Source organism: Pseudomonas sp. Tn43 (assembly GCF_014192635.1).
In the GTDB taxonomy this organism is placed as follows: Bacteria; Pseudomonadota; Gammaproteobacteria; order Pseudomonadales; family Pseudomonadaceae; genus Aquipseudomonas.
The window spans coordinates 866834-889435 of the sequence record NZ_JACHYG010000001.1 but is presented as its reverse complement, the minus strand read 5'-3'; the positions used below and the strand labels follow the sequence as shown (position 1 = coordinate 889435).

At 59.5% G+C, this 22602-nt stretch carries 19 protein-coding genes and 1 pseudogene; 13 read left to right on the top strand and 7 right to left on the bottom strand.

Annotated features, from left to right (window positions below; genetic code table 11):
- Nucleotides 1-1456: 1456 nt before the first annotated feature.
- The 4 genes and pseudogenes from FHW68_RS04025 (at nucleotide 1457) to FHW68_RS04015 (ending at nucleotide 5070) form a co-directional block, all read left to right on the top strand.
- Nucleotides 1457-2773 carry a Na+/H+ antiporter family protein gene (locus FHW68_RS04025; RefSeq protein WP_095632997.1) on the top strand — a complete coding sequence of 439 codons (1317 nt, stop codon included), beginning with the start codon at nucleotides 1457-1459 and terminating at the stop codon, nucleotides 2771-2773.
- 140 nt (nucleotides 2774-2913) lie between these two features.
- A pseudogene (locus FHW68_RS27470) lies at nucleotides 2914-3738 on the top strand (cache domain-containing protein); the annotation flags it as partial.
- 36 nt (nucleotides 3739-3774) lie between these two features.
- Nucleotides 3775-4596: a methyl-accepting chemotaxis protein gene (locus FHW68_RS27465; RefSeq protein ID WP_409258738.1), complete on the top strand. Its 822-nt coding sequence runs from the start codon at nucleotides 3775-3777 to the stop codon at nucleotides 4594-4596.
- Between the two features lie 315 nt (nucleotides 4597-4911).
- Nucleotides 4912-5070 (top strand): metallothionein, encoded by a 159-nt coding sequence (locus FHW68_RS04015; protein ID WP_095632999.1) that lies wholly within the window; start codon nucleotides 4912-4914, stop codon nucleotides 5068-5070.
- Between the two features lie 70 nt (nucleotides 5071-5140).
- On the opposite strand, the gene FHW68_RS04010 is transcribed toward FHW68_RS04015, so the two are convergent.
- Nucleotides 5141-5368: a DUF6555 family protein gene (locus FHW68_RS04010; RefSeq protein ID WP_007907010.1), complete on the bottom strand. Its 228-nt coding sequence runs from the start codon at nucleotides 5366-5368 to the stop codon at nucleotides 5141-5143.
- Nucleotides 5369-5621: 253 nt separating this feature from the next.
- On the opposite strand from FHW68_RS04010, the gene selD reads away from it, so the two are divergent.
- Both selD and mnmH read left to right on the top strand, forming a co-directional pair.
- Nucleotides 5622-6656 (top strand): selenide, water dikinase SelD, encoded by a 1035-nt coding sequence (selD, locus tag FHW68_RS04005; protein ID WP_183678904.1) that lies wholly within the window; start codon nucleotides 5622-5624, stop codon nucleotides 6654-6656.
- Nucleotides 6656-7747: a tRNA 2-selenouridine(34) synthase MnmH gene (gene mnmH, locus FHW68_RS04000; RefSeq protein ID WP_183678902.1), complete on the top strand. Its 1092-nt coding sequence runs from the start codon at nucleotides 6656-6658 to the stop codon at nucleotides 7745-7747. Before selD ends, mnmH begins: the two co-directional genes overlap by 1 nt.
- A 149-nt stretch (nucleotides 7748-7896) precedes the next feature.
- Here mnmH and FHW68_RS03995 read toward each other — a convergent pair whose 3' ends face one another.
- Nucleotides 7897-8571, bottom strand: a complete 675-nt coding sequence (locus FHW68_RS03995; RefSeq protein ID WP_095633093.1) for a histidine phosphatase family protein — start codon at nucleotides 8569-8571, stop codon at nucleotides 7897-7899.
- A gap of 286 nt (nucleotides 8572-8857) precedes the next feature.
- Here FHW68_RS03995 and FHW68_RS03990 point away from each other — a divergent pair, with 286 nt between their 5' ends.
- Nucleotides 8858-9565, top strand: coding sequence for a glutathione binding-like protein (locus FHW68_RS03990; RefSeq protein WP_183678900.1), 708 nt, complete (start codon nucleotides 8858-8860; stop codon nucleotides 9563-9565).
- Between the two features lie 66 nt (nucleotides 9566-9631).
- Here the strand turns inward: FHW68_RS03990 and FHW68_RS03985 are convergent, their stop codons facing one another.
- Nucleotides 9632-11164: an FAD-dependent oxidoreductase gene (locus FHW68_RS03985; protein ID WP_183678898.1), complete on the bottom strand. Its 1533-nt coding sequence runs from the start codon at nucleotides 11162-11164 to the stop codon at nucleotides 9632-9634.
- Nucleotides 11165-11496: 332 nt separating this feature from the next.
- Between FHW68_RS03985 and FHW68_RS03980 the strand changes: the two genes are divergently transcribed.
- Nucleotides 11497-12591: a DUF1615 domain-containing protein gene (locus FHW68_RS03980; protein WP_095633005.1), complete on the top strand. Its 1095-nt coding sequence runs from the start codon at nucleotides 11497-11499 to the stop codon at nucleotides 12589-12591.
- Nucleotides 12592-12836: 245 nt separating this feature from the next.
- Nucleotides 12837-13457: a glutathione S-transferase N-terminal domain-containing protein gene (locus FHW68_RS03975; protein ID WP_095633006.1), complete on the top strand. Its 621-nt coding sequence runs from the start codon at nucleotides 12837-12839 to the stop codon at nucleotides 13455-13457.
- A gap of 183 nt (nucleotides 13458-13640) precedes the next feature.
- Here the strand turns inward: FHW68_RS03975 and FHW68_RS03970 are convergent, their stop codons facing one another.
- Complete coding sequence (locus FHW68_RS03970) at nucleotides 13641-14081, bottom strand: CBS domain-containing protein (protein WP_095633007.1); 441 nt, start codon at nucleotides 14079-14081, stop codon at nucleotides 13641-13643.
- A gap of 236 nt (nucleotides 14082-14317) precedes the next feature.
- On the opposite strand from FHW68_RS03970, the gene FHW68_RS03965 reads away from it, so the two are divergent.
- Complete coding sequence (locus FHW68_RS03965; RefSeq protein ID WP_183679032.1) at nucleotides 14318-16678, top strand: DNA polymerase II; 2361 nt, start codon at nucleotides 14318-14320, stop codon at nucleotides 16676-16678.
- Here the strand turns inward: FHW68_RS03965 and FHW68_RS03960 are convergent.
- The 3 genes from FHW68_RS03960 to FHW68_RS03950 all read right to left on the bottom strand — a co-directional run bounded on the left by FHW68_RS03960 (nucleotide 16643) and on the right by FHW68_RS03950 (nucleotide 19244).
- The gene (locus tag FHW68_RS03960; RefSeq protein WP_095633009.1) at nucleotides 16643-17113 is read right to left on the bottom strand and encodes a DUF1810 domain-containing protein; all 471 of its coding nucleotides are present in this window, start codon (nucleotides 17111-17113) and stop codon (nucleotides 16643-16645) included. The two genes, FHW68_RS03965 and FHW68_RS03960, sit on opposite strands and share 36 nt — an antisense overlap.
- A gap of 30 nt (nucleotides 17114-17143) precedes the next feature.
- Nucleotides 17144-17965 (bottom strand): aldo/keto reductase, encoded by an 822-nt coding sequence (locus FHW68_RS03955; protein WP_183678896.1) that lies wholly within the window; start codon nucleotides 17963-17965, stop codon nucleotides 17144-17146.
- Nucleotides 17966-18095: 130 nt separating this feature from the next.
- Nucleotides 18096-19244 carry an aldose epimerase family protein gene (locus FHW68_RS03950; RefSeq protein WP_183678894.1) on the bottom strand — a complete coding sequence of 383 codons (1149 nt, stop codon included), beginning with the start codon at nucleotides 19242-19244 and terminating at the stop codon, nucleotides 18096-18098.
- A 251-nt stretch (nucleotides 19245-19495) separates the two neighbouring features.
- Here FHW68_RS03950 and FHW68_RS03945 point away from each other — a divergent pair, with 251 nt between their 5' ends.
- The 3 genes from FHW68_RS03945 to FHW68_RS03935 all read left to right on the top strand — a co-directional run bounded on the left by FHW68_RS03945 (nucleotide 19496) and on the right by FHW68_RS03935 (nucleotide 22590).
- The gene (locus tag FHW68_RS03945; RefSeq protein WP_183678892.1) at nucleotides 19496-20245 is read left to right on the top strand and encodes a hypothetical protein; all 750 of its coding nucleotides are present in this window, start codon (nucleotides 19496-19498) and stop codon (nucleotides 20243-20245) included.
- A 116-nt stretch (nucleotides 20246-20361) separates the two neighbouring features.
- Nucleotides 20362-21147, top strand: coding sequence for a sulfite exporter TauE/SafE family protein (locus tag FHW68_RS03940; protein ID WP_007901717.1), 786 nt, complete (start codon nucleotides 20362-20364; stop codon nucleotides 21145-21147).
- 84 nt (nucleotides 21148-21231) lie between these two features.
- The gene (locus tag FHW68_RS03935; protein ID WP_095633013.1) at nucleotides 21232-22590 is read left to right on the top strand and encodes an erythromycin esterase family protein; all 1359 of its coding nucleotides are present in this window, start codon (nucleotides 21232-21234) and stop codon (nucleotides 22588-22590) included.
- Nucleotides 22591-22602: the final 12 nt, after the last annotated feature.

The window sequence follows — 22602 nt, the reverse complement described above, 5'->3', positions numbered from 1 at the left end:
TCGGTTTTACCGCTGGTGGCCAGTCGGCGCAGCAATTGGGCACCGTCGGTCGTGTCCACGGCGTCCAGGCGTTGGCTGAGCTTGCTGGCGTCCCGGCTGTAGCCGGCCAGCAGGCCGACCGGACTGACGATGCTGACGCTGGTCTGGCCGTCATAGAGTTTTTTGCTGGCGCTCTGGCTGATTGCTTGCAGGCTGTTGAGGTTGATGTCCACCGACAGCGAGGCAATGACTTTGCCGTTGATCATCAGCGGGAACACGATGCTGGTCATCAGCACGTTCTGGCCGTCGATCACATAGAAGTAGGGCTCGATCACACATGGCTTGAGCGTGGTGCGCGGGCATGTGAACCAGGCGTTGGCCGGCTCGCCGCTGGGGCCGGTGGCGGTGTCGGCCATGTCGCTTTCCGGCAGGGCCATGGAGGTCAGCTTGCCCGGTATCGGTTGCGACCAGTACAGGGCGAAGCGACCCTTTTCGTTACTGCCAATCTCTGCCTGATCGGCAAACAGTTCATCCTTGCCGTCCAGCGCATTGGCTTCGAACACCAGCGACAGGCCGAGCAGTTCCGGGTTGGCTTGCAGGGCCGACTTGACCTGCCGGGTCAGATCTTCACGCAGATCAAAGGCATCGAGAAAACGCTTCTCGGCCTGATCGCGCAAAAACAGCACCTGCCGCGAAAAGCCATGGCCATATTGATAGGCGTCCATGAACTGCTGACGAATGCCCAGCGCCTGGACTTCCCCTTGGGACTCGATGCGCGCCTGGGCAGCTTCGGTCAGCATGTCCATGCTCGAGGCTTTCACCAACGCGGAGCTGTGCTCCATGCGATACAGCGAAAGCCCTACCAGCAGGGTCACGATGCCTGCCAGGCACAGCCCGGCCAACAGGGTGATTTTCCATTGAATGGAAAGTTGTCTGAGCGACATGGAAACGTCCTTTTATTCGATAAATATCTGAGACTTTGCCCTGTAGCGGCCGGGATCCGGTTTTCTTTATCTCGTCAGCCGAAGCTTTATGGCGAAAGAGCTTGTTTGTGGTGAGGCTTGCCTGTGGTGGGGGAGTTTGGACCGGGACATGGTGGCCTGTGGCGAGGTGCCTTGCCTGTGGCGAGGGGGCTTGCCCCCGTTGGGTCGCGAAGCGGCCCCGGCATTTGATCAAATATTCGATCAGACACCCCCCATCGACAGGTCTTGCGACTGCTTCGCAGCCGAACGGGGGCAAGCCCCCTCGCCACAAAGCCCTCTGGCCACAAGCCCCTCATCACAAGCCCCTTCACCACCGGTATAAACCATCGGTCCAAACGGGGTGTTCGCTTTGACAAGGGGACGACGGTCCGGCACAGTGCGCGCCCTCTGATAAAACCCTTTTCTCCATCCGCTGGTGGCGCTCATACAGACTACCGGCCGGACTCATCCGTTTGGCGGTGATGCCTCACCGCGCTGCTTTTGAGGTAACGACAATGAATGCAGTAATTGCCGCGGTCGGCATCATGCTGATACTCAGCCTGTCCCGCGTGCATGTGGTGATCGCGCTGATCGTGGGGGCGCTGGTCGGTGGCTTGACCGGTGGCCTGGGCATCGACGCGACCCTTAAAGCTTTCAACAGCGGCCTCGGCGGCGGAGCGACTGTCGCGTTGTCCTACGCCTTGCTCGGCGCGTTCGCGGTGGCCATCGCCAAGTCCGGCCTGGCCCATGCGCTGGCCGACAGGGCCCTGGCCCTGGTCGATCGCCAGCACGCCAACGGTGGCGGAAATGTCAAATGGCTGCTGATCGGCTTGCTGTGGGTGGTGGCCATCGCCTCCCAGAACATTTTGCCGATTCATATCGCCTTTATCCCGTTGCTGGTGCCGCCACTGCTCTATGTGCTGACCAAACTGCAACTGGACCGTCGTTTGATTGCCTGCGTTATCACCTTTGGCCTGATCACGCCGTACATGTTCCTGCCCGTGGGCTTCGGCAACATTTTCCTCAATGAGATCCTGCTGGCCAATGTTGCCCGTAGCGGCGTGGACATCAGCGGCATCAACGTCACCCATGCCATGGGCATTCCAGCATTGGGCATGGTGTTTGGCCTCGCAGTAGCCTTCATCAGCTACCGCAAGAAGCGCGTTTACAACCTGGAAAAGATCGAACAGGTCGAACAGGTCGCGGTGCAATACAACCCGTTGAGCTTGATAGTCGCCGGCCTGGCCATTGCTGCTGCGTTCATTATTCAGTTGCTGCTCGATTCGATGATTATCGGGGCGCTGGCAGGCTTTCTGATTTTCTCGGCGTCGGGCATCGTCAAATGGCGCGACACCGATGACCTGTTCACTGAAGGCATGAAGATGATGGCGATGATCGGCTTCATCATGATCGCCGCGTCCGGTTTTGGCGAAGTGATCAAAGCCACCGGGCAAGTGCAGACGCTGGTCGAAGCCTCGGCCTCATGGATCGGCCACAGCAAAGCCATTGGCGCGTTGTTGATGTTGCTGGTGGGCCTGTTAGTGACCATGGGCATTGGCTCGTCATTTTCCACCGTACCGATTCTGACGGTGATTTTCGTACCGTTGTGCATGCAACTGGGCTTCAGCCCGCTCGCGATTGTCAGCATCATCGGTACCGCCGGCGCATTGGGCGATGCCGGGTCTCCCGCGTCGGACTCGACCCTGGGCCCGACCTCCGGTCTGAATATCGACGGCCAGCATCACCACATCTGGGACACCGTGGTCCCGACCTTCCTGCACTACAACCTGCCGCTGCTGGTGTTTGGCTGGGTAGCGGCGATGGTTCTCTGATTTCGCTCCCGTAGGAGCCAGGCTTGCCGGCGAAGGCGATTTCGAGGACGCCTTCGCCGGCAAGCCTGGCTCCTACAGTTTTACGTTGGCCTGCCGTTATAGCCTTGACCACGCCAACAAAAATCAAAAGAGTGAACCTCATGCGCATGAGTCTGAAGGCTAAAGTCCTGTCCCTTGCCGTCCTCCCGGTGCTGCTCTTTGCGCTGGTCATCAGCCTGACCACGTTGTTCATTCTGCAGGAGCAGGCCCGCAAGGAAGTCGAGCAAACCCGTCAGCGCCTGCTCAGCGATGCCAAGGCAACTCTGCAAAGTTACGTTGCCGTGGCCATGACCACGATCAAACCGCTCTACGACGCGGCCGCCCCCGGCGATGACGCCGCGCGTGCGCAAGCGATCAAGTTGCTGTCGAGCATCAGCTACGGCAAGGACGGCTACTTCTTCGGCTATGACTCCAATACCGTGCGCCTGTTCAAGGCCAGCAGCCCCGAAGGCGTGGGCCAGAGCTTCAAAGACAATCGCGACCCGAACGGCGTCTACGTCAACCGCGACCTGGTGAAAGTCGCCAAGGACGGTACCCACTACCTGCAATACAGCTCGACGCTGCCCGGCAACACCCAAATGCTGGTGCCCAAGCTCGGCTACACCGAATACCTGCCGAAGTGGGACATGGCGGTCGGCACCTCGGTCAACCTCGACGGCATCGAAGCGCAAGTGGCGGTGGTTGAGGCCAAGGTCCAGGAACGCATGCAAGGCGTGGTGCTGAGCATTGTCGGGATTGCCGTGGTGGTGCTGCTACTGATCGCGGCTGCCGGGATGCTGTTGGCCAACACCATTCTGCGTCCGCTGAACCTGATGAAAGCCAACCTCGACGACATCGCGGCGGGCGAGGGCGACCTGACCCGGCGTCTGGCCATCACCAGCCAGGATGAACTCGGCCAGCTGGCCGGCTCGTTCAACCGTTTCGTCGACAAGATTCATGGCCTGGTACGGCAGATCACCGAAATGACCTCGCAACTGACCGGGCTGGTGAATCAGGTCTCCGATCAGGCCCAGCGCTCGGATCAAGCCATGGAGCGTCAGCGTCACGAAACCGATCAGGTGGCCACCGCAATCAACCAAATGTCAGCGGCGGCTCAGGAAGTGGCCAAAAGTGCGCAAAACGCGGCAGTTGCTGCCCAGCAGACCGACGAAGAGGGTCAGGCCGCCAAACGCGTGGTGGCCGGCAGCATCGTGAAGATTCATGCGTTGGTGAATGACATTCGCAGCAGCGGCGTGTCGCTCGACAGCCTGCAGAAAGACGTGTCGTCAATTGTCAGCGTGCTCGGGGTGATCCGTTCGATTGCAGAGCAGACCAATCTGTTGGCGCTCAACGCTGCGATTGAAGCGGCCCGCGCCGGTGAGGCCGGGCGTGGTTTTGCGGTGGTCGCCGACGAAGTGCGTGCATTGGCCAGCCGCACGCAAATCAGCACCCAGGAAATTCAGAGCATGATCGACCGCTTGCAGGCCGGCACCCAATCGGCGGTCGAAGCCATGCGCCGCTCCAGCGAGGCCGGCGACGGCACGTCGGCCCAGGCCAACGAGGCGGGGGCGTCTCTGGACGCCATGGCCCAATTGATCGGCACCATCAACTCGATGAACGCCCAGATCGCCAGCGCCGCCGAAGAGCAAACCGCCGTGGCCGAAGAGATCAACCGCAGCGTGCATCAAATCGCCGTGGCCGTAGACAGCGTCGCCGATGAAACCCAGCTCGGCGCCCAGACCTCGCGTAGCCTGGCCGATCTGGGGCAGCGCCTGGGGCAACTGGTCGGGCAATTCCGTATCTGATTGATGTTGCTTTTGTGGCGAGGAGGCTTGCCCCCAATGCCGGTAAGTCAGGACGTAGAACCTGTAGGAGCTAGGCTTACCCGCGAAGAATGCGCCGCGGTTTTTCAGGTATTACGTGTCATCGCTCTTCGCGGGCAAGCCTCGCTCCTACAGGTGCTGTGCTTCCCCTCACCATAGGGCAATCGCGACTACCCTCATAAGTAAGCAAGCACCGTCCAAGGGTTAGTTTGAACCCGTTTGGGGAGCGGACGGTCACCTGCTTCAGGTGTCGCGCATTCGCGGCACCCGGACGACCCTAACCACGGAGTCAGACTTATGAATGACGGTACCTGCGACTGCCCGAAATGCAACTGTAAACTCGGTGAACACCCTATCGTGCGTCACGGCAAGCACTATTGCTGTGAAGCCTGCGCCAAGCACCATGAAAACGGCGAAGCCTGCGCCAACAAAGACTGCAAGTGTGCTCAACCCTGACCGCTCAGGCAAAAAAGTGGAGCCGTCCAGGCTCCACTTCACTTCAAATCTTTCCCCTCCTGTTTGACGCTCAACTGGCGGGTCGCCAAGTTACATTCTCGATGCCGAATTTTTCCGCCAGCGGCTTGCTGGTCTTCTGCACCCGTTCACGGCCAAAGCGCGGGATCCGGCCTACTCCGGCATCGCAACTTGCCCAGTGCCAAGCCTCTGCATTGTCCATCTTGTCGAGGCGGATGATGAAAGACTTGGGCTTGCCATGAAGGGTGTATTCAATGACGAAAAGTTTTGCGTTGTTCATAAAACCTGTATTCCTCCCTGTAGTTATAGAGGGATCGCGAGGCGCGGCGAAAATTCAGTCGAATTGTCGGACGGCGACAGTGACTGGCGACAGCCGGACGCCCCGTGATCCTGGTTGAACCAGTCCGACAGGCAGGCACCTTTTTTCTGCAGGTTCGCCACAATGGATCGCTTATTCCTGCGGGTTGTGAAGACCCCGCAGGAATGGGGTTGCTGTAGAATCCTCGGCATTGACTTTACAAGGTGCATCCCCGATGAGCGAGCCGATTCGTCTGACCCAATATAGCCACGGCGCAGGCTGTGGCTGCAAGATTTCACCCCAGGTACTGGAGGTGATTCTGGCCGGCAGCGGCGCGCAAAACCTGGACCCGAAACTCTGGGTCGGCAACGCTTCTTGCGATGATGCGGCGGTGTATGCCATCGACGAAGAACGCGGCGTAGTGTCGACCACCGACTTTTTCATGCCGATCGTCGACGATCCATTCGATTTCGGCCGTATCGCCGCGACCAACGCCATCAGCGATATCTACGCCATGGGCGGCGATCCGTTGATGGCAATTGCGATTCTCGGCTGGCCGGTCAATGTGCTGGCGCCGGAGATTGCCCGGGAAGTGATTCGCGGCGGGCGTTCGGTCTGCGATGAGGCGGGGATCCCACTGGCGGGCGGCCATTCGATCGATGCGCCAGAGCCGATCTTCGGCCTGGCCGTGACCGGGCTGGTGGAAAAACGCCACATGAAGCGCAACGACACCGCCACCGCCGGTTGCTTGCTGTACCTCACCAAACCCTTGGGCATCGGCATCCTCACCACCGCCGAGAAGAAAGGCAAGTTGCGCACGGCCGACATCGGCCTGGCCCGGGACTGGATGTGTACCCTGAACAAACCCGGCAGCCGTTTCGGCAAACTCGACGGCGTGACCGCGATGACTGACGTCACCGGTTTCGGCCTGCTTGGGCACTTGGTCGAGATGGCCGACGGCAGCAACGTGACTGCACGCATCGAATATGACCGGGTGCCGCGCCTGCCAGGTGTCGAGTATTACCTCGATCAGGGCTGCGTGCCGGGCGGCACGCTGCGCAATTTCGACAGCTATGCCAGCAAACTGGGGCGGCTTCAGGAACTGCACAAACGGGTGCTTTGCGATCCGCAGACCAGCGGTGGCCTGCTGATTGCGGTCACGCCTGAGGGCAATGAACAGTTTCTGGTGGTGGCAGCCGAACTCGGCCTGGCCCTTGAGCCGATCGGCGAACTGATCGAGCGACAGACTAATGCGGTCGAGGTGTTTTGATGTCCATCGACTTCACCGATTACCGCGACATCTTTCTAAACGACCGGCCAATGATGGATACCCGCGCGCCGATCGAATTCTGCAAGGGCTCATTCCCTGGCGTGGTCAACCTGCCGCTGATGAATGACCTGGAAAGGCAACGGATCGGCACTTGCTACAAGCAGCAAGGTCAGCAAGCCGCCATCATCCTGGGGCATCAATTGGTGGCCGGCGAAATCAAGGCCGAGCGCATCCAGGCCTGGGCCGATTTTGCCCGGGCGCATCCGGATGGTTATTTGTATTGTTTTCGCGGCGGTTTGCGTTCGCAGATCGTTCAGCAATGGCTCAAGGACGAAGCGGGCATCGACTATCCGCGGGTCGGTGGCGGCTACAAGGCCATGCGCACCTTCTTGCTCGATACGCTCGATCAGGCTATTGCCCAGTGTGATTTCGTTTTGCTGGGCGGCATGACCGGCACCGGCAAGACCGAGGTACTCACGCAATTGAGCAACGGGCTGGATCTCGAAGGCCACGCCCATCATCGCGGCTCCAGCTTCGGCAAACGCGCCACCGGGCAACCTTCCAACATCGATTTTGAGAACCGCCTGGCGGTGGATGTGCTGAAGAAGCGTGCCCGTGGTATCGAACAGTTCGTGCTGGAAGACGAGAGCCGCATGGTCGGCAGCTGCGCCTTGCCGTTGCCGTTGTATCAGGGCATGCAGCAATTTCCGATGGTTTGGCTGGAAGACAGCCTGGAAGGGCGGGTCGAGCGAATCCTGCGTGATTACGTGGTGGACTTGTGCGCCGAATTCATCCAGGTGCATGGCGATGAAGGCTTCGCAATGTTTTCCGAGCGTTTGCTGGCAAGTCTGAACAATGTCCAGAAACGATTGGGCGGCGAACGTCATCAGCGGATGTTGGCCTTGATGGAAGACGCGCTGGCAGAACAGGCGAACAGCGGTGCGGTGGATTTGCACCGAGGCTGGATCGAAGGGTTACTGCGCGAATATTACGACCCGATGTATGCGTTTCAGCGGGAGAAGAAGGCTTCGCGGATCGAGTTTGTCGGGGAGCGGGGGGCGGTGCTTGAATATCTGCGGGAGCGGGGGTAATGACCTAGGGTGATGTTGTTTTCGCCGGCCCCATCGCGAGCAGGCTCGCTCCCACACTGGATTTCAGTAGTACGCAGAATCTGTGGTCACTGAAGATCAAATTGGGAGCGAGCCTGCTCGCGATGAGGCCCTGACAAGCGCCCGACCGCTTACGTCGGACAAGTCTTCTGACCGTTATCCAGGCCTTGCTTGTAGCTGTTGCTCTGCAGGCTGGCCTTGCCGTTGTGCCAGGTCAGCGTGAGCACGTACAGCGAGTCGTAGTCGCTGGATGCCCAGTCCTCGGTGATGTTCTGTTTCTTGCCGACGGCTTCCCCGGCGACCTTGTTGATCAGCTCGGGCAGGTAGCCGTGGGACCAGGCCGTATAAATGACCGAGTTGTGATACTTGTCGTCCAGCAGTTCATCCGCCAGGTCGCTGGTGTCATTGGCCGAGAAGTTGATGTTCACCGGCAAGCCGAGCTTGATCGCGCTGGGGCTGATGGTCATCAGGGGGCGGATATAACTGTAGGAATTATCCAGTTCGCCTTCCTCGACATTGCGTGTCGGGTTGGCGGCAAACACGTAGTCGGCCTTGCCGAATTTTTCCGGCAACAAGGTGGCCAGGTCGATGGCGCGGTTCAGCCCCTGACAATTAAGCTGACCCAGTCCGCCAGCGGGTTTTTCCGCATGTCGCAGGAAGACCAGCGTCTGGGTGCCGTCCGCCGGTTGGGCGCGGCTTTCACTGGACTCAAGCGACAAAAACAACGCGCTGACCGCCAGCAGGGAGGGCAGGAAGATATAGGCGCGATGTTTGAAGCGTTGGGCGAATTTCAATGGATTCATCATCGAATAGGTCATCTTCAGCGTATTCGGTTAAGGCTGACAAACCTTGGCACCGCGAGCTCCCAGCATCGGGTGTTTTCCATGTCATTGACCCGGTCCGTTTCCTACAGGGCAATGCTCAGAGTCCTCTGGAGCCCTTTGGTTCGATCCGGGTAAGGCGCCTGGCACTTTAACGGCATCCTTGAACGGATTGGGGAAAGGTTATCGACTGGATGTTGCGGATTTATGGACAGGGCACATACCTTATCCACCTTATGACCTTCACTCCGTCTTTGCGTGGATGCCCCTTATGACCGATTTGTCTGCATTCCCCATTACTCGAAAATGGCCGGCCCAATACCCCGAATGGCTCCAGCTCTATTCCTTGCCAACGCCCAATGGCGTCAAGGTTTCGATCATGCTCGAGGAAATCGGGCTGCCCTACGAGCCCCATCGTGTGAGCTTCGACACCAACGATCAGCTGTCTCCTGAATTTCTCTCGCTGAACCCCAATAACAAGATCCCGGCGATCCTCGACCCCCATGGGCCGGGGGACCAACCGCTGGCCTTGTTCGAATCCGGGGCGATTCTGATTTACCTCGCCGACAAGAGCGGGCAACTGCTGGCGCAGGAATCGGCGGCACGTTACGAGACCATTCAGTGGCTGATGTTTCAGATGGGCGGTATCGGGCCAATGTTCGGCCAACTCGGTTTTTTCAACAAATTCGCCGGCAAAGACTACGAAGACAAGCGTCCTCGTGATCGCTATGTCGAGGAAAGCAAGCGCTTGCTTCAAGTCCTTGAAGGCCGTTTGCAGGGGCGGGACTGGATCATGGGCGAACGCTACACCATTGCCGACATCGCGACTTTTCCTTGGGTGCGCAACCTGATCGGCTTCTATGAAGCCGGCGAGCTGGTCGGTATCCAGAATTTCCCCAACATCATCCGCGTGCTGGAACGTTTCCTGGCGAGGCCGGCGGTGATTCGCGGGCTGGAAATCCCCAGGCAGCCGCTTTGAATCCCATCATCAGGCAATGAACTCATCGCGCCGAATTTGTGGGAGCGAGCTTCAGTGGTCTCGGGGTCAGCCGAAAAACGGCCGAATTTCTCGCTCCCGGAAATACCGCTCGATCACCTTCGGATCGGCGCTGTAGTCGGCAATCGCCACATACGTATCCGGCCGCAGCAGGTAAAACCCGTTGCGCGCCAGGCCCGCCGCTTCAAACGCCGGTCGCCAGTCGAACACCTGCAACGGCAGGTGATGCTCGGTGCACCAGGCGATCATCTCGTCGCTGGTATCGCCATACACATGCACCTGCCAGGTCGAGTCCTTCAGCGGTTCGAAATTGTCCCCTTCACCGTCGTGGGCCCAGGGCAGGCGATCACCGCCGTGAACATGGCCCGCAACGCCCTCGCTCAACGGCATGCCGCGATAGTTGAGAGTGGTCTGCGACACCGTGCGAAACAGGAACTCCCGAGCGGCTTCCAACGAGGTCATTTTCGGGATCAAAAAAGGTGCCACACGGGTGCGCAAGACGTCGGCAATTCGCCCTTCGGCGGTGACGAAACTGAAGACCCGGTCGGTAGTCGCCACCAATCGCCGGGCAAAGGCAATGCGCTCGGTTTCATAACTGTCGAGCAGTTTGGCCGAGGCGCCACCGGTTAACACCGCCGCGAGTTTCCAGGCCAGATTGATTGCATCGCCAATTCCGGTGTTCATGCCTTGGCCACCCGCGGGGCTGTGGACATGGGCGGCGTCACCCAGCAGAAACGCGCGCCCGGTGCGAAAATGATCCGCAACCCGGTGATGCACGCGGTAGGTCGAGAACCAGTTCACCTTATCGATCTGCACCTTCAGATGCTCGATGGCCCGGTGGCTGATGTCTTCAAACTGAAGGGTTTCGGCACGGTCGGCGCGCTCGTCGCGAACCGTGCCGATCAGTCGGGCCCGACCTTCGCCGGCCAAGGGGAATACGGCGAGGAAGTCGGCTTCATCAAGGTCCACATGCAGTTCACCGTTGAACGTGGGGCCGCGAGCCTGAACGTCCGCCACGTAAAAAATCTGCTGGTAAGTGCCGCCTGGAAAACCGGTGTCCAGCGTTTTGCGCACAATCGACCGGGCGCCATCGCAGCCTGCGAGGTAACAGGCCTGGCAAGTTTCCTCCTGACCATCGGGCAAACGCAGCCGGGCGGTGACGCCATCGCCGGTTTGCTCGAAGCTGTGCAGTTCGGTGTTGCGCTCAACTGTAATACCGAAGCCGGCCTCCAGGCGGTCGATCAGCAGGCGTTCGTGTTCGTCTTGCGGATACATTTCCAGAAACGCGTAGGGCGTCAGACCTTCGCCGATGCTGCTCAGCGGCAGGCGCGCGACCGGTTCGCCCTTGACCCAGAAATTAGCCGCGGCCACTTTATGGCCGTTTTGCACAACGGTGTCGCTGAGGTCGAGCTGGCGATACAGTTCAAGCGTTCGCGCCTGTACCGCCAGCGCACGTGAAGTGGTGCCGGGTTCCGAGGTCTTGTCGATAATGCGCACCGCAATCCCCAGTTTGCTCAGCCACAGCGCCAGTACCAGCCCGGTCGGGCCGGCACCGATGATCAGCACGTCGCTACGGTTCATGAGCCTGTCCTCCTCGGTGTGTGGAGCAAGTATGGTTCAGCCCGGATACACCCACCGCCCGCCTGCCCAACGGAACCAACCAGATTTTGTAGCAGCTGCCGAGCTTGCGAGGCTGCATTCGGCTGCGCAGCAGTCGTGAGTCCGATTAACGCGGTCAGCCTGACGTACCGCAATCTCTGGTTTTACGACTGCTGCGCAGCCGAACGCAGCCTCGCAAGCTCGGCAGCTGCTACAGCGCTGCAGGGGAACAGTCAGCAGCTGTCACAGTCATAGCCTGCGCCATGCCATTGATCGTATGGTTAACCCGGCTCAACGGATTTTGATGGAGCAACATGCAAGTCAATCGATTGATCATGAGCATCACGGCATTGTTGGTCCTGGCCGGTTGCGGTACCCAACGCACGATGGAACCGCCGCCGCGCAAGCCCGCCGAGGTCAAGGCCGAGATCATGCGTCTGCTACCGGCCAAGACCCCCGACCGCCAAGGCTGGGCCACGGACATCTACGCGGCGTTTGCCGCGCAAAATATTCCGCCGACCACGCAAAACCTGTGTTCGGTACTCGCGGTCACTGAGCAGGAGTCGACGTTTCAGGCTGATCCGCCAGTGCCAGGCCTGGGCAAGATCGCCCGGGACGAAATCGACCGTCGCGCCGCCAAGGCTCACATCCCAGGTCTGCTGGTGAGCGGTGCCTTACAGGTCAGTTCACCCAATGGCAAAAGTTACAGCGACCGGCTGAATGCCGCGCGCAGCGAAAGAGAACTCAGCGCGATTTTCGATGATTTCATTGGCATGGTGCCCATGGGGCGGACGCTGTTCGATGGTTTCAACCCGGTGCATACCGGTGGGCCCATGCAGGTCAGCATCGACTTCGCCGAACAGCAGGCGCGTCATTATCCCTACCCGGTAAACGGCTCGATTCGCCGCGAAGTGTTCACCCGTCGTGGTGGCCTGTATTTCGGTATTGCCCATTTGCTCGGCTACCCGGTGAGCTACAAGCAGCCGCTGTATCGCTTCGCCGATTTCAATGCCGGTTGGTACGCCAGTCGCAATGCGGCGTTTCAGAACGCAGTAAGTCGTGCAACCGGCATCCCGCTGGCGCTGGATGGCGATCTGGTGCGCTACGGTTCGATCATGCCTGGCGCTACGGAATTGGCGGTGCGCACCCTCGGCAAGCAGTTGGACATGCGCAACCTGACCATCAGGGATCAATTGGAGGAGGGCAAAGGCCTTGAATTCGAGGACACCAAGCTGTATCGGCGGGTGTTCGCCCTGGCCGAACAGGCTGAAGGCCGGCCATTACCCCGTGCGGTATTGCCGGGAATCGTACTGCAAAGCCCGAAAATCACCCGCAAACTCACCACGGCGTGGTTCGCCAAGCGGGTCGATGAGCGTTACCAGCGTTGCATGAAGCGTGCGGGGAAGTAACTGGAGCAAAAATGACTAAAAAAACCGGCTGATGAAGGCTAATGTCAGTCAAGCCATTTCAGCCGTGATGCAGTCTTTGTAGCCGCTGGCGAAGCCTGCGTTGGGCGGCGTAGCCGTCGTAACACCGCAGAGTGTGGGATGTGAGGCAGATTGCATTAGCCATTATCACGACTGCTGCGCAGCCGAACGCAGCCTCGCGGGCTCGGCAGCTGCTACAAAGAGAGAGTCGCAGAGGAGGTTTCGTCATGTATCAGCTTTACGGACATCAGAACTCGGGTGCGGCTGCCATCGAAGCTGCGCTGGAACTGTGCGAGGTGCCTTATCGCTTTATCGATGTCTCATCGTCTCCGGAGGCGGTTCAGGCATTGGAGAAGCTCAACCCGCTCAAGCAGATTCCGACCCTGCAATTGCCCGATGGCGGGGTTCTGACCGAGAGCGCGGCCATCCTGATTCACCTGGGCCTGACGTTCCCGGAGTCGAACCTGTTGCCGGAAAACCCGCTCAAACGTGATCAGGTTATTCGGGGCCTGGTGTACATCGTCACTAATTGCTATGCCGCCATCGGCATTATCGACTACCCCGAGCGTTGGCTGGCCGAGGCGGACGAATCATCCAGGGAAAACCTTAGGGCCGGTGCCCGCCGGCGCCTGCACTGGAGTTGGCAGGTGTTTGCCGATCAGTTCGCCGGCAAGTTGTACCTGGGCGACGGAGCACCGAGTGCGCTGGATATTCTGGCGGCGGTGGTGACGCGCTGGGCGGGGACGCGGGAGCATTTGCGCGTTGCGCGACCGGGGTTTTCCGCCTGGCTCGAACGCTTCGACCGGCACCCTGCCTTGGCGCCGGTTTTCGCGCGGCATTGGCCGTAAGAACACCAACAAACTATTGTGGGAGCAAGCTTTTGTGTTGAGTGAGCTTTGTGGCGAGGGGGCTCGCCCCCGTTCGGCTGCAAAGCAGTCGCAAGGCTTTCGGGGGCGCTTCGCGACCCAACGGGGGCAAGCCCCCTCGCCACAGAAGCCCGCTCCCACAGGGGGATTTTCGGTGTGCTGGAATCACTCGCCGCGAATGTACTGCTCCAGCTGGCGAATCAGTTCAGCCTGTTCGGCGATGGCTTCCTTGACCAGGTCGCCGATGGACAGCAAGCCGATCAACTCGCCGTTTTCCACCACCGGCAAGTGCCGCAGGCGCTTTTCGGACATGATGCCCATGCAGGTTTCGACGGTTTGATGGGTGTCCACGGTGATGACCGGCTTCACCATGATGTCACTGACCGGCGTGCCGACGGAGGAGCGCCCCTTGAGTACCAGTTTGCGCGCATAGTCCCGCTCGCTGATGATGCCGACGACCTTTCCCTCTTTCAGCACCGGTAACGCGCCGACGTTTTTTGCGGCCATCACCATCAGCGCTTCCAGCACCATTTGATGAGGCGCAATGGTGTGGACTTCCTGATTCTGTTGGGCCTTTAACTTGAGCAGTTGGGCGACGGTTTTCATGGCGGTTTCTCGGGTGTTGTCGTTGTTCTTGAAGAATCGTAGAGACAGGCTCTCAGAGCAAGGCAGAAAGCGGCAGATATCGCGCAAAAAGCGTCATTCAGTGATTTTTCTTTGTAAAAACTCGACGAAAATCCAGTAGGCGCGAGCGGTTTTACCGGCGTTAGGGCAAGCCTCCTCACCACACCGCCGATCACGCGTAGAATTACCCCTTGAATCGATTCGTTGAGGTTGCAGTGGTGGATTTACAGCAGGGCTTCGTCCTGACCCGGCATTGGCGCGATACTCCGGCCGGCACGGAAGTCGACTTCTGGCTGGCGACTGATGCCGGTCCCCGGCGTATCCGCCTGCCGCATCAACCGTCGGTAGCGTTCATTCCGCTAGCCCAACGTGAGCAAGCCGAAGCGCTGCTGCACGACGAGAAAAACGTCGAGTTCAAGCCCCTGGCGCTTCTGGACTTCGAGCATCGCCCGGTGCTCGGCCTGTATTGCCGGCAGCACGGTCAATTAATGCGCCTGGAAACTGCGCTGCGCAGATCAGACATCGATGTATTCGAAGCCGATATCCGCCCGCCGGAGCGCTACATGATGGAGCGTTTCATCACCGCGCCCGTTCTGTTCGGCGGCACGCCCGGCGCCGAAGGCCTGCTGCTCGACGCGCAAATGAAACCCGACCCCGGCTATCGGCCGAAGCTCAGACTGGTTTCGCTGGACATCGAAACCACCGCTCAGGGCGAGTTGTATTCCATAGCCCTGGAAGGCTGCGGCGAGCGGCAGGTGTACATGCTCGGGCCGCCCAATGGCGACGACAGTGAGGTGGATTTCCAGCTCGAATACTGCGATTCGCGAACCCTGCTGCTGAAAAAACTCAATGAATGGTTCGCCCGGCACGATCCCGACGCCATCATCGGCTGGAACGTCGTGCAGTTCGATTTGCGCGTACTGCACGAACATGCCCGGCGCCTGGCGGTGCCGCTGAAGCTGGGGCGTGGCGGTGAAGAAATGCAGTGGCGCGAACACGGCAACGGCAACCATTACTTCGCTTCGGCTGCCGGCCGGTTGATCATCGATGGCATCGAATCGCTGCGTTCGGCGACCTGGAGTTTCCCCTCGTTCAGCCTGGAAAACGTCGCGCAAACCCTGTTGGGCGAAGGCAAGTCGATCGACAATCCATACCAGCGCATGGACGAAATCAATCGCATGTTCGCCGAGGACAAACCGGCCCTGGCGAAGTACAACCTCAAGGACTGCGAACTGGTGACGCGGATCTTCGCCAAGACCGAACTGCTGACTTTCCTGCTCGAGCGTGCCAGCGTCACCGGTTTGCCGGCGGACCGCAGCGGTGGCTCGGTGGCGGCATTCACTCACCTGTATATGCCGTTGATGCACCGTCAGGGCTTCGTCGCGCCGAACCTGGGCGGCAAACCTCCAGAGGCCAGCCCCGGCGGTTTTGTCATGGACTCGCAGCCCGGGCTGTACGAATCGGTGCTGGTACTCGACTACAAAAGCCTTTATCCGTCGATCATCCGCACTTTTCTGATCGACCCGGTGGGCTTGATCGAAGGGCTCAAGCATCCCGAGGACAGCGAGTCGGTGCCGGGCTTTCGCGGTGCACGTTTTTCAAGAACCCGCCATTGCCTGCCGGCCATCGTCGCCCGGGTCGCCGAAGGTCGCGAAACCGCCAAGCGCGAACACAACGCGCCTTTGTCCCAAGCCCTGAAGATCATCATGAACGCCTTCTACGGCGTCCTCGGTTCCAGCGGTTGCCGCTTCTTCGATACGCGACTGGCCTCGTCGATCACCTTGCGCGGGCATGAAATCATGCTGCGCACCCGTCAGTTGATCGAAGCCCAAGGCCACGCGGTGATCTACGGCGACACCGACTCCACCTTCGTCTGGTTGCGCCGCGCCCACGGTCAGACAGAAGCCGCGCAGATCGGTCATGCGCTGGTGGACCACGTCAATCAGTGGTGGCGCGAGCATGTGAAACAGGAGTACGGGCTGGAAAGTGCCCTGGAACTGCAGTTCGAAACCCATTACAAGCGCTTTCTGATGCCGACCATTCGCGGTGCCGAGGAGGGCAGCAAGAAGCGCTATGCCGGATTGGTCACCCGCGCCGACGGCACTGATGAAATGGTCTACAAGGGCCTGGAAACCGTGCGCACCGACTGGTCGCCGCTGGCCCGGCAATTCCAGCAGGAGTTGTACCTGCGCATCTTCAATCGCAAGCCCTATCAGGATTACGTACGTGACTATGTGCGCAAGACGTTGGCCGGCGAGTTCGACGAGCGCTTGATCTACCGTAAACGCCTGCGTCGTACCCTCGACGATTATCAGCGCAACGTGCCGCCCCATGTGCGCGCAGCGCGGATCGCCGATGACTACAACGACCAGCAGGGACGCCCGCGGCAATATCAGAACGGCGGCTGGATCAGTTATGTCATCACCGTCGCCGGCCCCGAGCCGCTGGAAATCCGCAGCGCGCCCATCGACTACGACCATTACGTCACCCGGCAGTTGCAACCGGTGGCGGATGCGATCCTGCCGTTCGTGGATGACGATTTCTCAACGCTGATTGGGGGGCAACTGGGCCTTTTTTGAGTCCAGCAGCGATAACGTCCAGTCGTCCGGTATGCCGTGAAAATACTGATCCAGCGCCTGATGGAACAGACTACCTTTTGGCGAAACCTGGGCGAACAGTGTCATCGATGAGTGAAATTTGAGGTTATCGGGATGGCCGAAAATCTTGGTGATCGAGCTGTGAGGAATGTCCAGAACCAGCTGCGTGCACAGGCGCAAGCGTGGTCCCAGTAACGGATGCTTGAGGTAGGCGGCGGCTTCTTCACTGGAGCGAATGGCGAAGTAGCGGGACATCTCGCTGTCGCCCAACCCGGAAAACTGCGGGAAGATAAACCACATCCAGTGTCGGCGCTTCTGGCCGGCGCGCAACTCTTCCTGCACCCACTCGAACACAGGGTCCTGCGCCTGAACGAAGCGTGGCAAATTGAAAGAGTCGAGTTGATCGGTACTTCTCATGCCGATGCCCTCTGACAGCACCGCGATGGCTCAGACCATGGCCAACCGCTGCTTACATTGTGGCGCATGAAATGCCTGGTCCAGCGCCTCCAGATCCCCGATGTCAAGCTGCAACTGCGCCGCTTGTGCATTGAGCTGCACATGCTCGGGGCGGACCGCTTTGGGGATGGCGATCACGCCGTTCTGACGCAGAATCCATGCCAGCGCCACCTGCGCCGGTGTCGCCTCGTGACGGGCGGCAATCTGCTTGAGCGTCGAGTTGGCCAGCATGTGCCCACCCTGGCCGATCGGACAATAGGCCATCACCGGCATCCCGTGATGCTGGCTCCAAGGGAGCAGGTCGAACTCGATGCCGCGTTCTTCCAGGTTATACAGCACCTGATTGGTGGCGCAGGTGAGCGAGGCCAGTTCTTCCAGGTCATCCAGGTCGAAATTGGACACACCCCAACGGCCGATCTTGCCCTCTTCGCGCAGGCGCTCGAAGGCTTCGACGGTTTCCGCCAAGGGATAGTCGCCTCGCCAATGCAACAGGTAGAGATCGATGTAATCGGTATTCAATCGCCGCAGGCTGCGCTCGCAGGCCTGGGGGATGCCTCTGCGGCTGGCGTTGAAGGGATAGACTTTGCTGACCAGAAACACCTGATCGCGAAGGCCGGCGATGGCTTCACCCACCACCTCTTCAGCGCCTCCTTCTGCGTACATTTCAGCGGTGTCGATCAGGGTCATGCCCAATTCGATGCCCAAACGCAGCGCTGCAACTTCCTTTGTGTGTCGGGAGCGTTCCTCGCCCATGCGCCAGGTTCCTTGGCCGATGACCGGCACTTGGCTGCCGGCCAGCTCAAGAGTACGCATGCATCCTCCTTTCTAACGTCCGATCGATACTTCAGTTGGCAGCAAAATGGCCCGGTGGTTCCGTGGTGGTCATCGAAAGATCGCAGCCTGCGCAGGTGCTGTCGAAGGCTGCGATCTTTGATCTTTTGATCTACAGGGTAGAAAACTTGTACACCGTAGTCTGGTTATAGCTCTGGCCCGGATCCAGCCGTGTGGACGGGAAGTTCGGCTGATTCGGCGAATCCGGATAATGCTGAGTCTCCAGAGTAAACGCCCCCCAATGCGGATAAACCTTGCCAGCCTTGCCCTTGACCGTGCCATCGAGGAAATTGCTGGTATAGAACTGCACACCCGGTTCAGTCGTGTAGAGCTGCAACCGGCGTCCGGATTGCGGGTCGCTGACATCGGCAGCGAGTTTGCCCAGATCACCCTTGGCGTCCAATACCCAATTGAAATCGAAACCGCCTTGTTTGGGTTCGGCGAATTTCAGTTGCGGGTGATCAGCCTTGATGTGTTGACCGATGGCGGTCGGTTGAGTGAAGTCCATGGGTGTGCCGGCGACCGGGGCCAGTTCACCGGTAGGGATCAGTCTGCCGGTGACCGGCGTGTAGCGGGTTGCATGCAAGGTCGCAAGCTGCTTCAGGACGTCGCCATTGCCGGCGCCGGCCAGGTTGAAGTAACTGTGGTTGGTCAGGTTCAGCACCGTGGGCTTGTCGGTGCTGGCCTTGTACTCGATACGCAGCTCATTGTTTTCGGTGAGGCTGTAGGTGACTTCGGTTTTCAGGTTGCCCGGGAAACCCATTTCACCGCTCGCCGACAAATACGTCAGGGTCACGCCCACCGAATCCTTGCCTTTGCTCGGTTCGGCTTTCCACACCCGTTTATCAAAACCCTGGGCCCCGCCGTGCAGTGAATTGCTGCCGTCGTTGAGTGGCACCTGATAACGCTTGCCGTCCAGATCGAAGGTGCCATTGGCCAGGCGATTGCCGAAGCGGCCGATGGTCGCGCCGAAGTACGCGGTCCCGCTTTGGTAACCCTGTACATCGTCAAAGCCCAGCACCACATCGTCGAGCTTGCCGTTTTTATCCGGCACTTTCAGCGACTGCAGAATCCCGCCGTAGGTAATGACCGTGGCTTGCAGGCCATGGCTGTTGCGCAAGATGTATTGCTCGACGGGCGTGCCATCATCGGTTTTGCCGAAAGCTTTGTGTTCGCTGGACAAGCCGGCGGCGTGAGCGGGGAGGGTGGCGATCATCAGGGACAGTCCGAGGCTGGAGAGCAGGTATCGAGGTTGACGCATGGTTGAACCTTCCTTTTTTGTTGTTTTTGATAAGTAGTCATACTAATAAGTGAGATTTAACGCAATCAAGGAAGGATTTATAGCTTATCTAGGCAGAGTTGCAATTATAAAGTATGACTAATGCGAGGCCGCTTTCACGGTGACCTGTGTTTACGGACCACCGGCACTGCACTTTTCTGGCTTTCGCGGTTCTATCCTTGGCCAGCCCGCGGCGATCCCCACCGCCGGCCCATGCCCAAGTTCAAGAACCCATGGCTCGAGTTTTACCCGGTTTTACCCTGCGCATTCGCCGTTATTGCTGGCTGCTGATTGGCCTGTCGATGCTCTTCGCCAGTGGCTGCAGCCATCAGCCGGGCAACGACATCATTAGCCAGTTTCGCAAAGGCACCCCCCAGGAAGTTCTCCAGACCAGCGTCGATCGCATGGCGACCCTGACCATGCGCAACAACCTCGAAAGCCTCTACCTGCTGATGAACAAGCTCTACCTGCGCAACCCGCAGGAGCTGAAGAAATCCGGCTTCCTCGATGTCGGCACCGCGGAAAAACAAGTGCGCATGGCCATCGAACAGCAGGAGCCGCTGCCCACTCTCGGCGGCAAAAAAGACCTCGCCGCGCTGAGCTATGCCATGAGCCCGGAATTTCTCGGCGACCGGGTCGGTGCCTTTATCTATGCCATCGGCAGCATGCTCGTCACCGCTCACGGCAATCGGCTGGAGTTCTACATGACGGATGCGATCAACCCGACCTTCGTCAGCAATGCCGCGCGCAACATCGAGAAAGCCACCTGGATCTTGAGTCAGCGACAAAACAGGCAAGGCGAGCCCTTGCTGTTTTCCAACGAAATCTCGGAGGAGGGCAGCAACCTGAGCTTTGCCGTGGAGTTCGGCAAAATCGTCGCACGGCTGGACCTGCTGACCCAGATGCTCGATGAACGCTACCGGCGGATCGGCCTCAACTATGCCCAGAGTTTGCTGTTTCTGAATTTTTTGCCGGTGCAGTAAAACGAGTGCTGAACCCAATTCCTGGCATAACGATAGACCGCATCGATATAACTGGTTATAAGAAAAATCGCTATGCTGCGAGCCGGTTATTTTCCTGCGATTTTCTGGGCGTATTAATGGAATTCGGTAATTTCGGGTTGGTCGTTGCAGGTCTGGTGGTCGGCTTTATTGTCGGCATGACCGGCGTCGGAGGCGGTTCGTTGATGACGCCGATTCTGCTGTGGTTCGGCGTCAATCCGGCGACAGCGGTGGGCACTGATTTGCTGTATGCGGCCATTACTAAATCCAGTGGTGTGCTGGTTCATCGCAAGAACAAGAACATCGACTGGGCGATCACCGGTTGGCTGACCCTTGGCAGTGTGCCGGCGGTGGCCCTGACGCTGTGGTTTTTGAGCAGCTTGCAGACTTCGCCCGACGCGATGAACGCCGTTATCAAACAAGCCCTGGGCTTCGTTTTGTTCGCCACGGCGCTGGCCATTTTCTTCAAGAAGCGCTTGCTCGATTTCGCCCACAAACGGGCCGGCGGCCACTACAACCCTAGCGGCCCCCGGTTGAACGCACTGACCGTCATCACCGGTCTGATCCTGGGCGCCATGGTGGCTCTGACTTCCATCGGCGCTGGCGCTCTGGGCACCGTAGCGCTGTTCATTCTGTACCCGATGCTCCCCACCCGCCGTCTGGTCGGCACTGAAATCGCTCACGCGGTGCCCCTGACCCTGGTCGCCGGCCTGGGCCATGCGAGCATGGGCAACATGGATTGGCATATTTTGGGCTACTTGCTGGTCGGTTCGCTGCCGGGGATTTACCTGGGCAGCCATTTGACCGGGCGTATCTCCGACGAACTGCTGCGTCCGTGCCTGGCCACGATGCTGGTGCTGATCGGCTACAAGCTGGCGTTCTGAGCCGCGATCACTGAATTCAGCGGAATCATGCCCTCGCTGACGTAGTCAAAATGATGACGACGTGCAGATGAGGTCATGACGTCCATGAACAGTCCCGTAAGCGATCTTCTGCGACGGTTCAGCCGTCCTCGCGGCGAGCCACCCGCCAATGCGGCCGACGTGCTACGCCGTCATGCCGAGCCGTTGCCGGCACTCGACTCACCGGAATTCGGCAAACTCTTCGACCGTTTTGGCGATGCCAGCGTGGTGCTGATCGGCGAAGCCAGTCATGGTACTCAGGAGTTCTACCAGACCCGGGCGGCGATCACCCGCCGCCTGATCGAGCAGCATGGCTTTGGCATTGTCGCCGTTGAAGCTGACTGGCCCGATGCCGGCCAGATCGACCGATGTGTCCGCGACCTGGGCCGCTCAGCCTGGAAAAAACAGGCCTTCGCCCGGTTCCCCACCTGGATGTGGCGCAACACCGCCGTGCAGACGTTCACCCGCTGGCTGCACCACCATAATCGCGGGCTGACGCCTGAGCAGCGGGTGGAGTTTCGGGGGCTGGATGTTTACAGCATGCGTCACTCCATCGACGAAGTGCTCGACTACCTCGATAAGACCGACCCGCAACTGGCGAAAGAGGCGCGTCATCGCTACAGCTGCCTGACGCCGTGGCATGACGACCCGGCGCTGTACGGTCATTTCGCCGAGCGGGGCAACATGGCCACGTGCGAGGACGCCGTGGTCGAGCAATTGAATGTGTTGCTGGGCGAACGGCTTGACCCGATGGTCGCCGACGACGAGGCGTTTTTCAGCGCCACCCAGAACGCCCGCGTGGTGCGGGCTGCCGAGCAGTATTACCGCGCCATGTACCGCGGCTCCACCGCTTCGTGGAACCTGCGTGACCTGCACATGTTCGACACCTTGCAAACCCTCATGGTGCACCGCGGGGGAGGCGCCAAAGCGGTGGTGTGGGCGCATAACTCGCACATCGGCAACGCCGCCGCGACGCAAATGGGGTGGGAGGGGCAATTCAACATCGGCCAGTTATGCCGCACGGCCTACGGTTCACAAGCGGTACTGATCGGCATGGGCACCGACCATGGCACCGTTGCCGCCGCTGACGACTGGGACGAGCCGATGCAGGTTAAAAAAGTGAACCCGGCATTGGCCGACAGTTGGGAGCAGCTGTTTCTCCAGGCCGGCATCCCCGCAGCGCTGCTCGACTGGCGGACGTCGCCGAGCGAGGAGTTGCTGGACGTACTGGCTGAACCGTTACTTGAGCGCGCCATCGGTGTCATCTATCGACCCAGGACCGAGCGCCAGAGTCATTACTTTCAGGCCGTGCTGGCAGAGCAGTTCGACGCTTTCGTGTGGATCGAAAAAACCCACGCGGTCTCGCCATTACCCGCGCCTGAATTCATGGAGCATGAGGAAGACACCTTTCCGTTCGGTATATGACACGCCAATGAC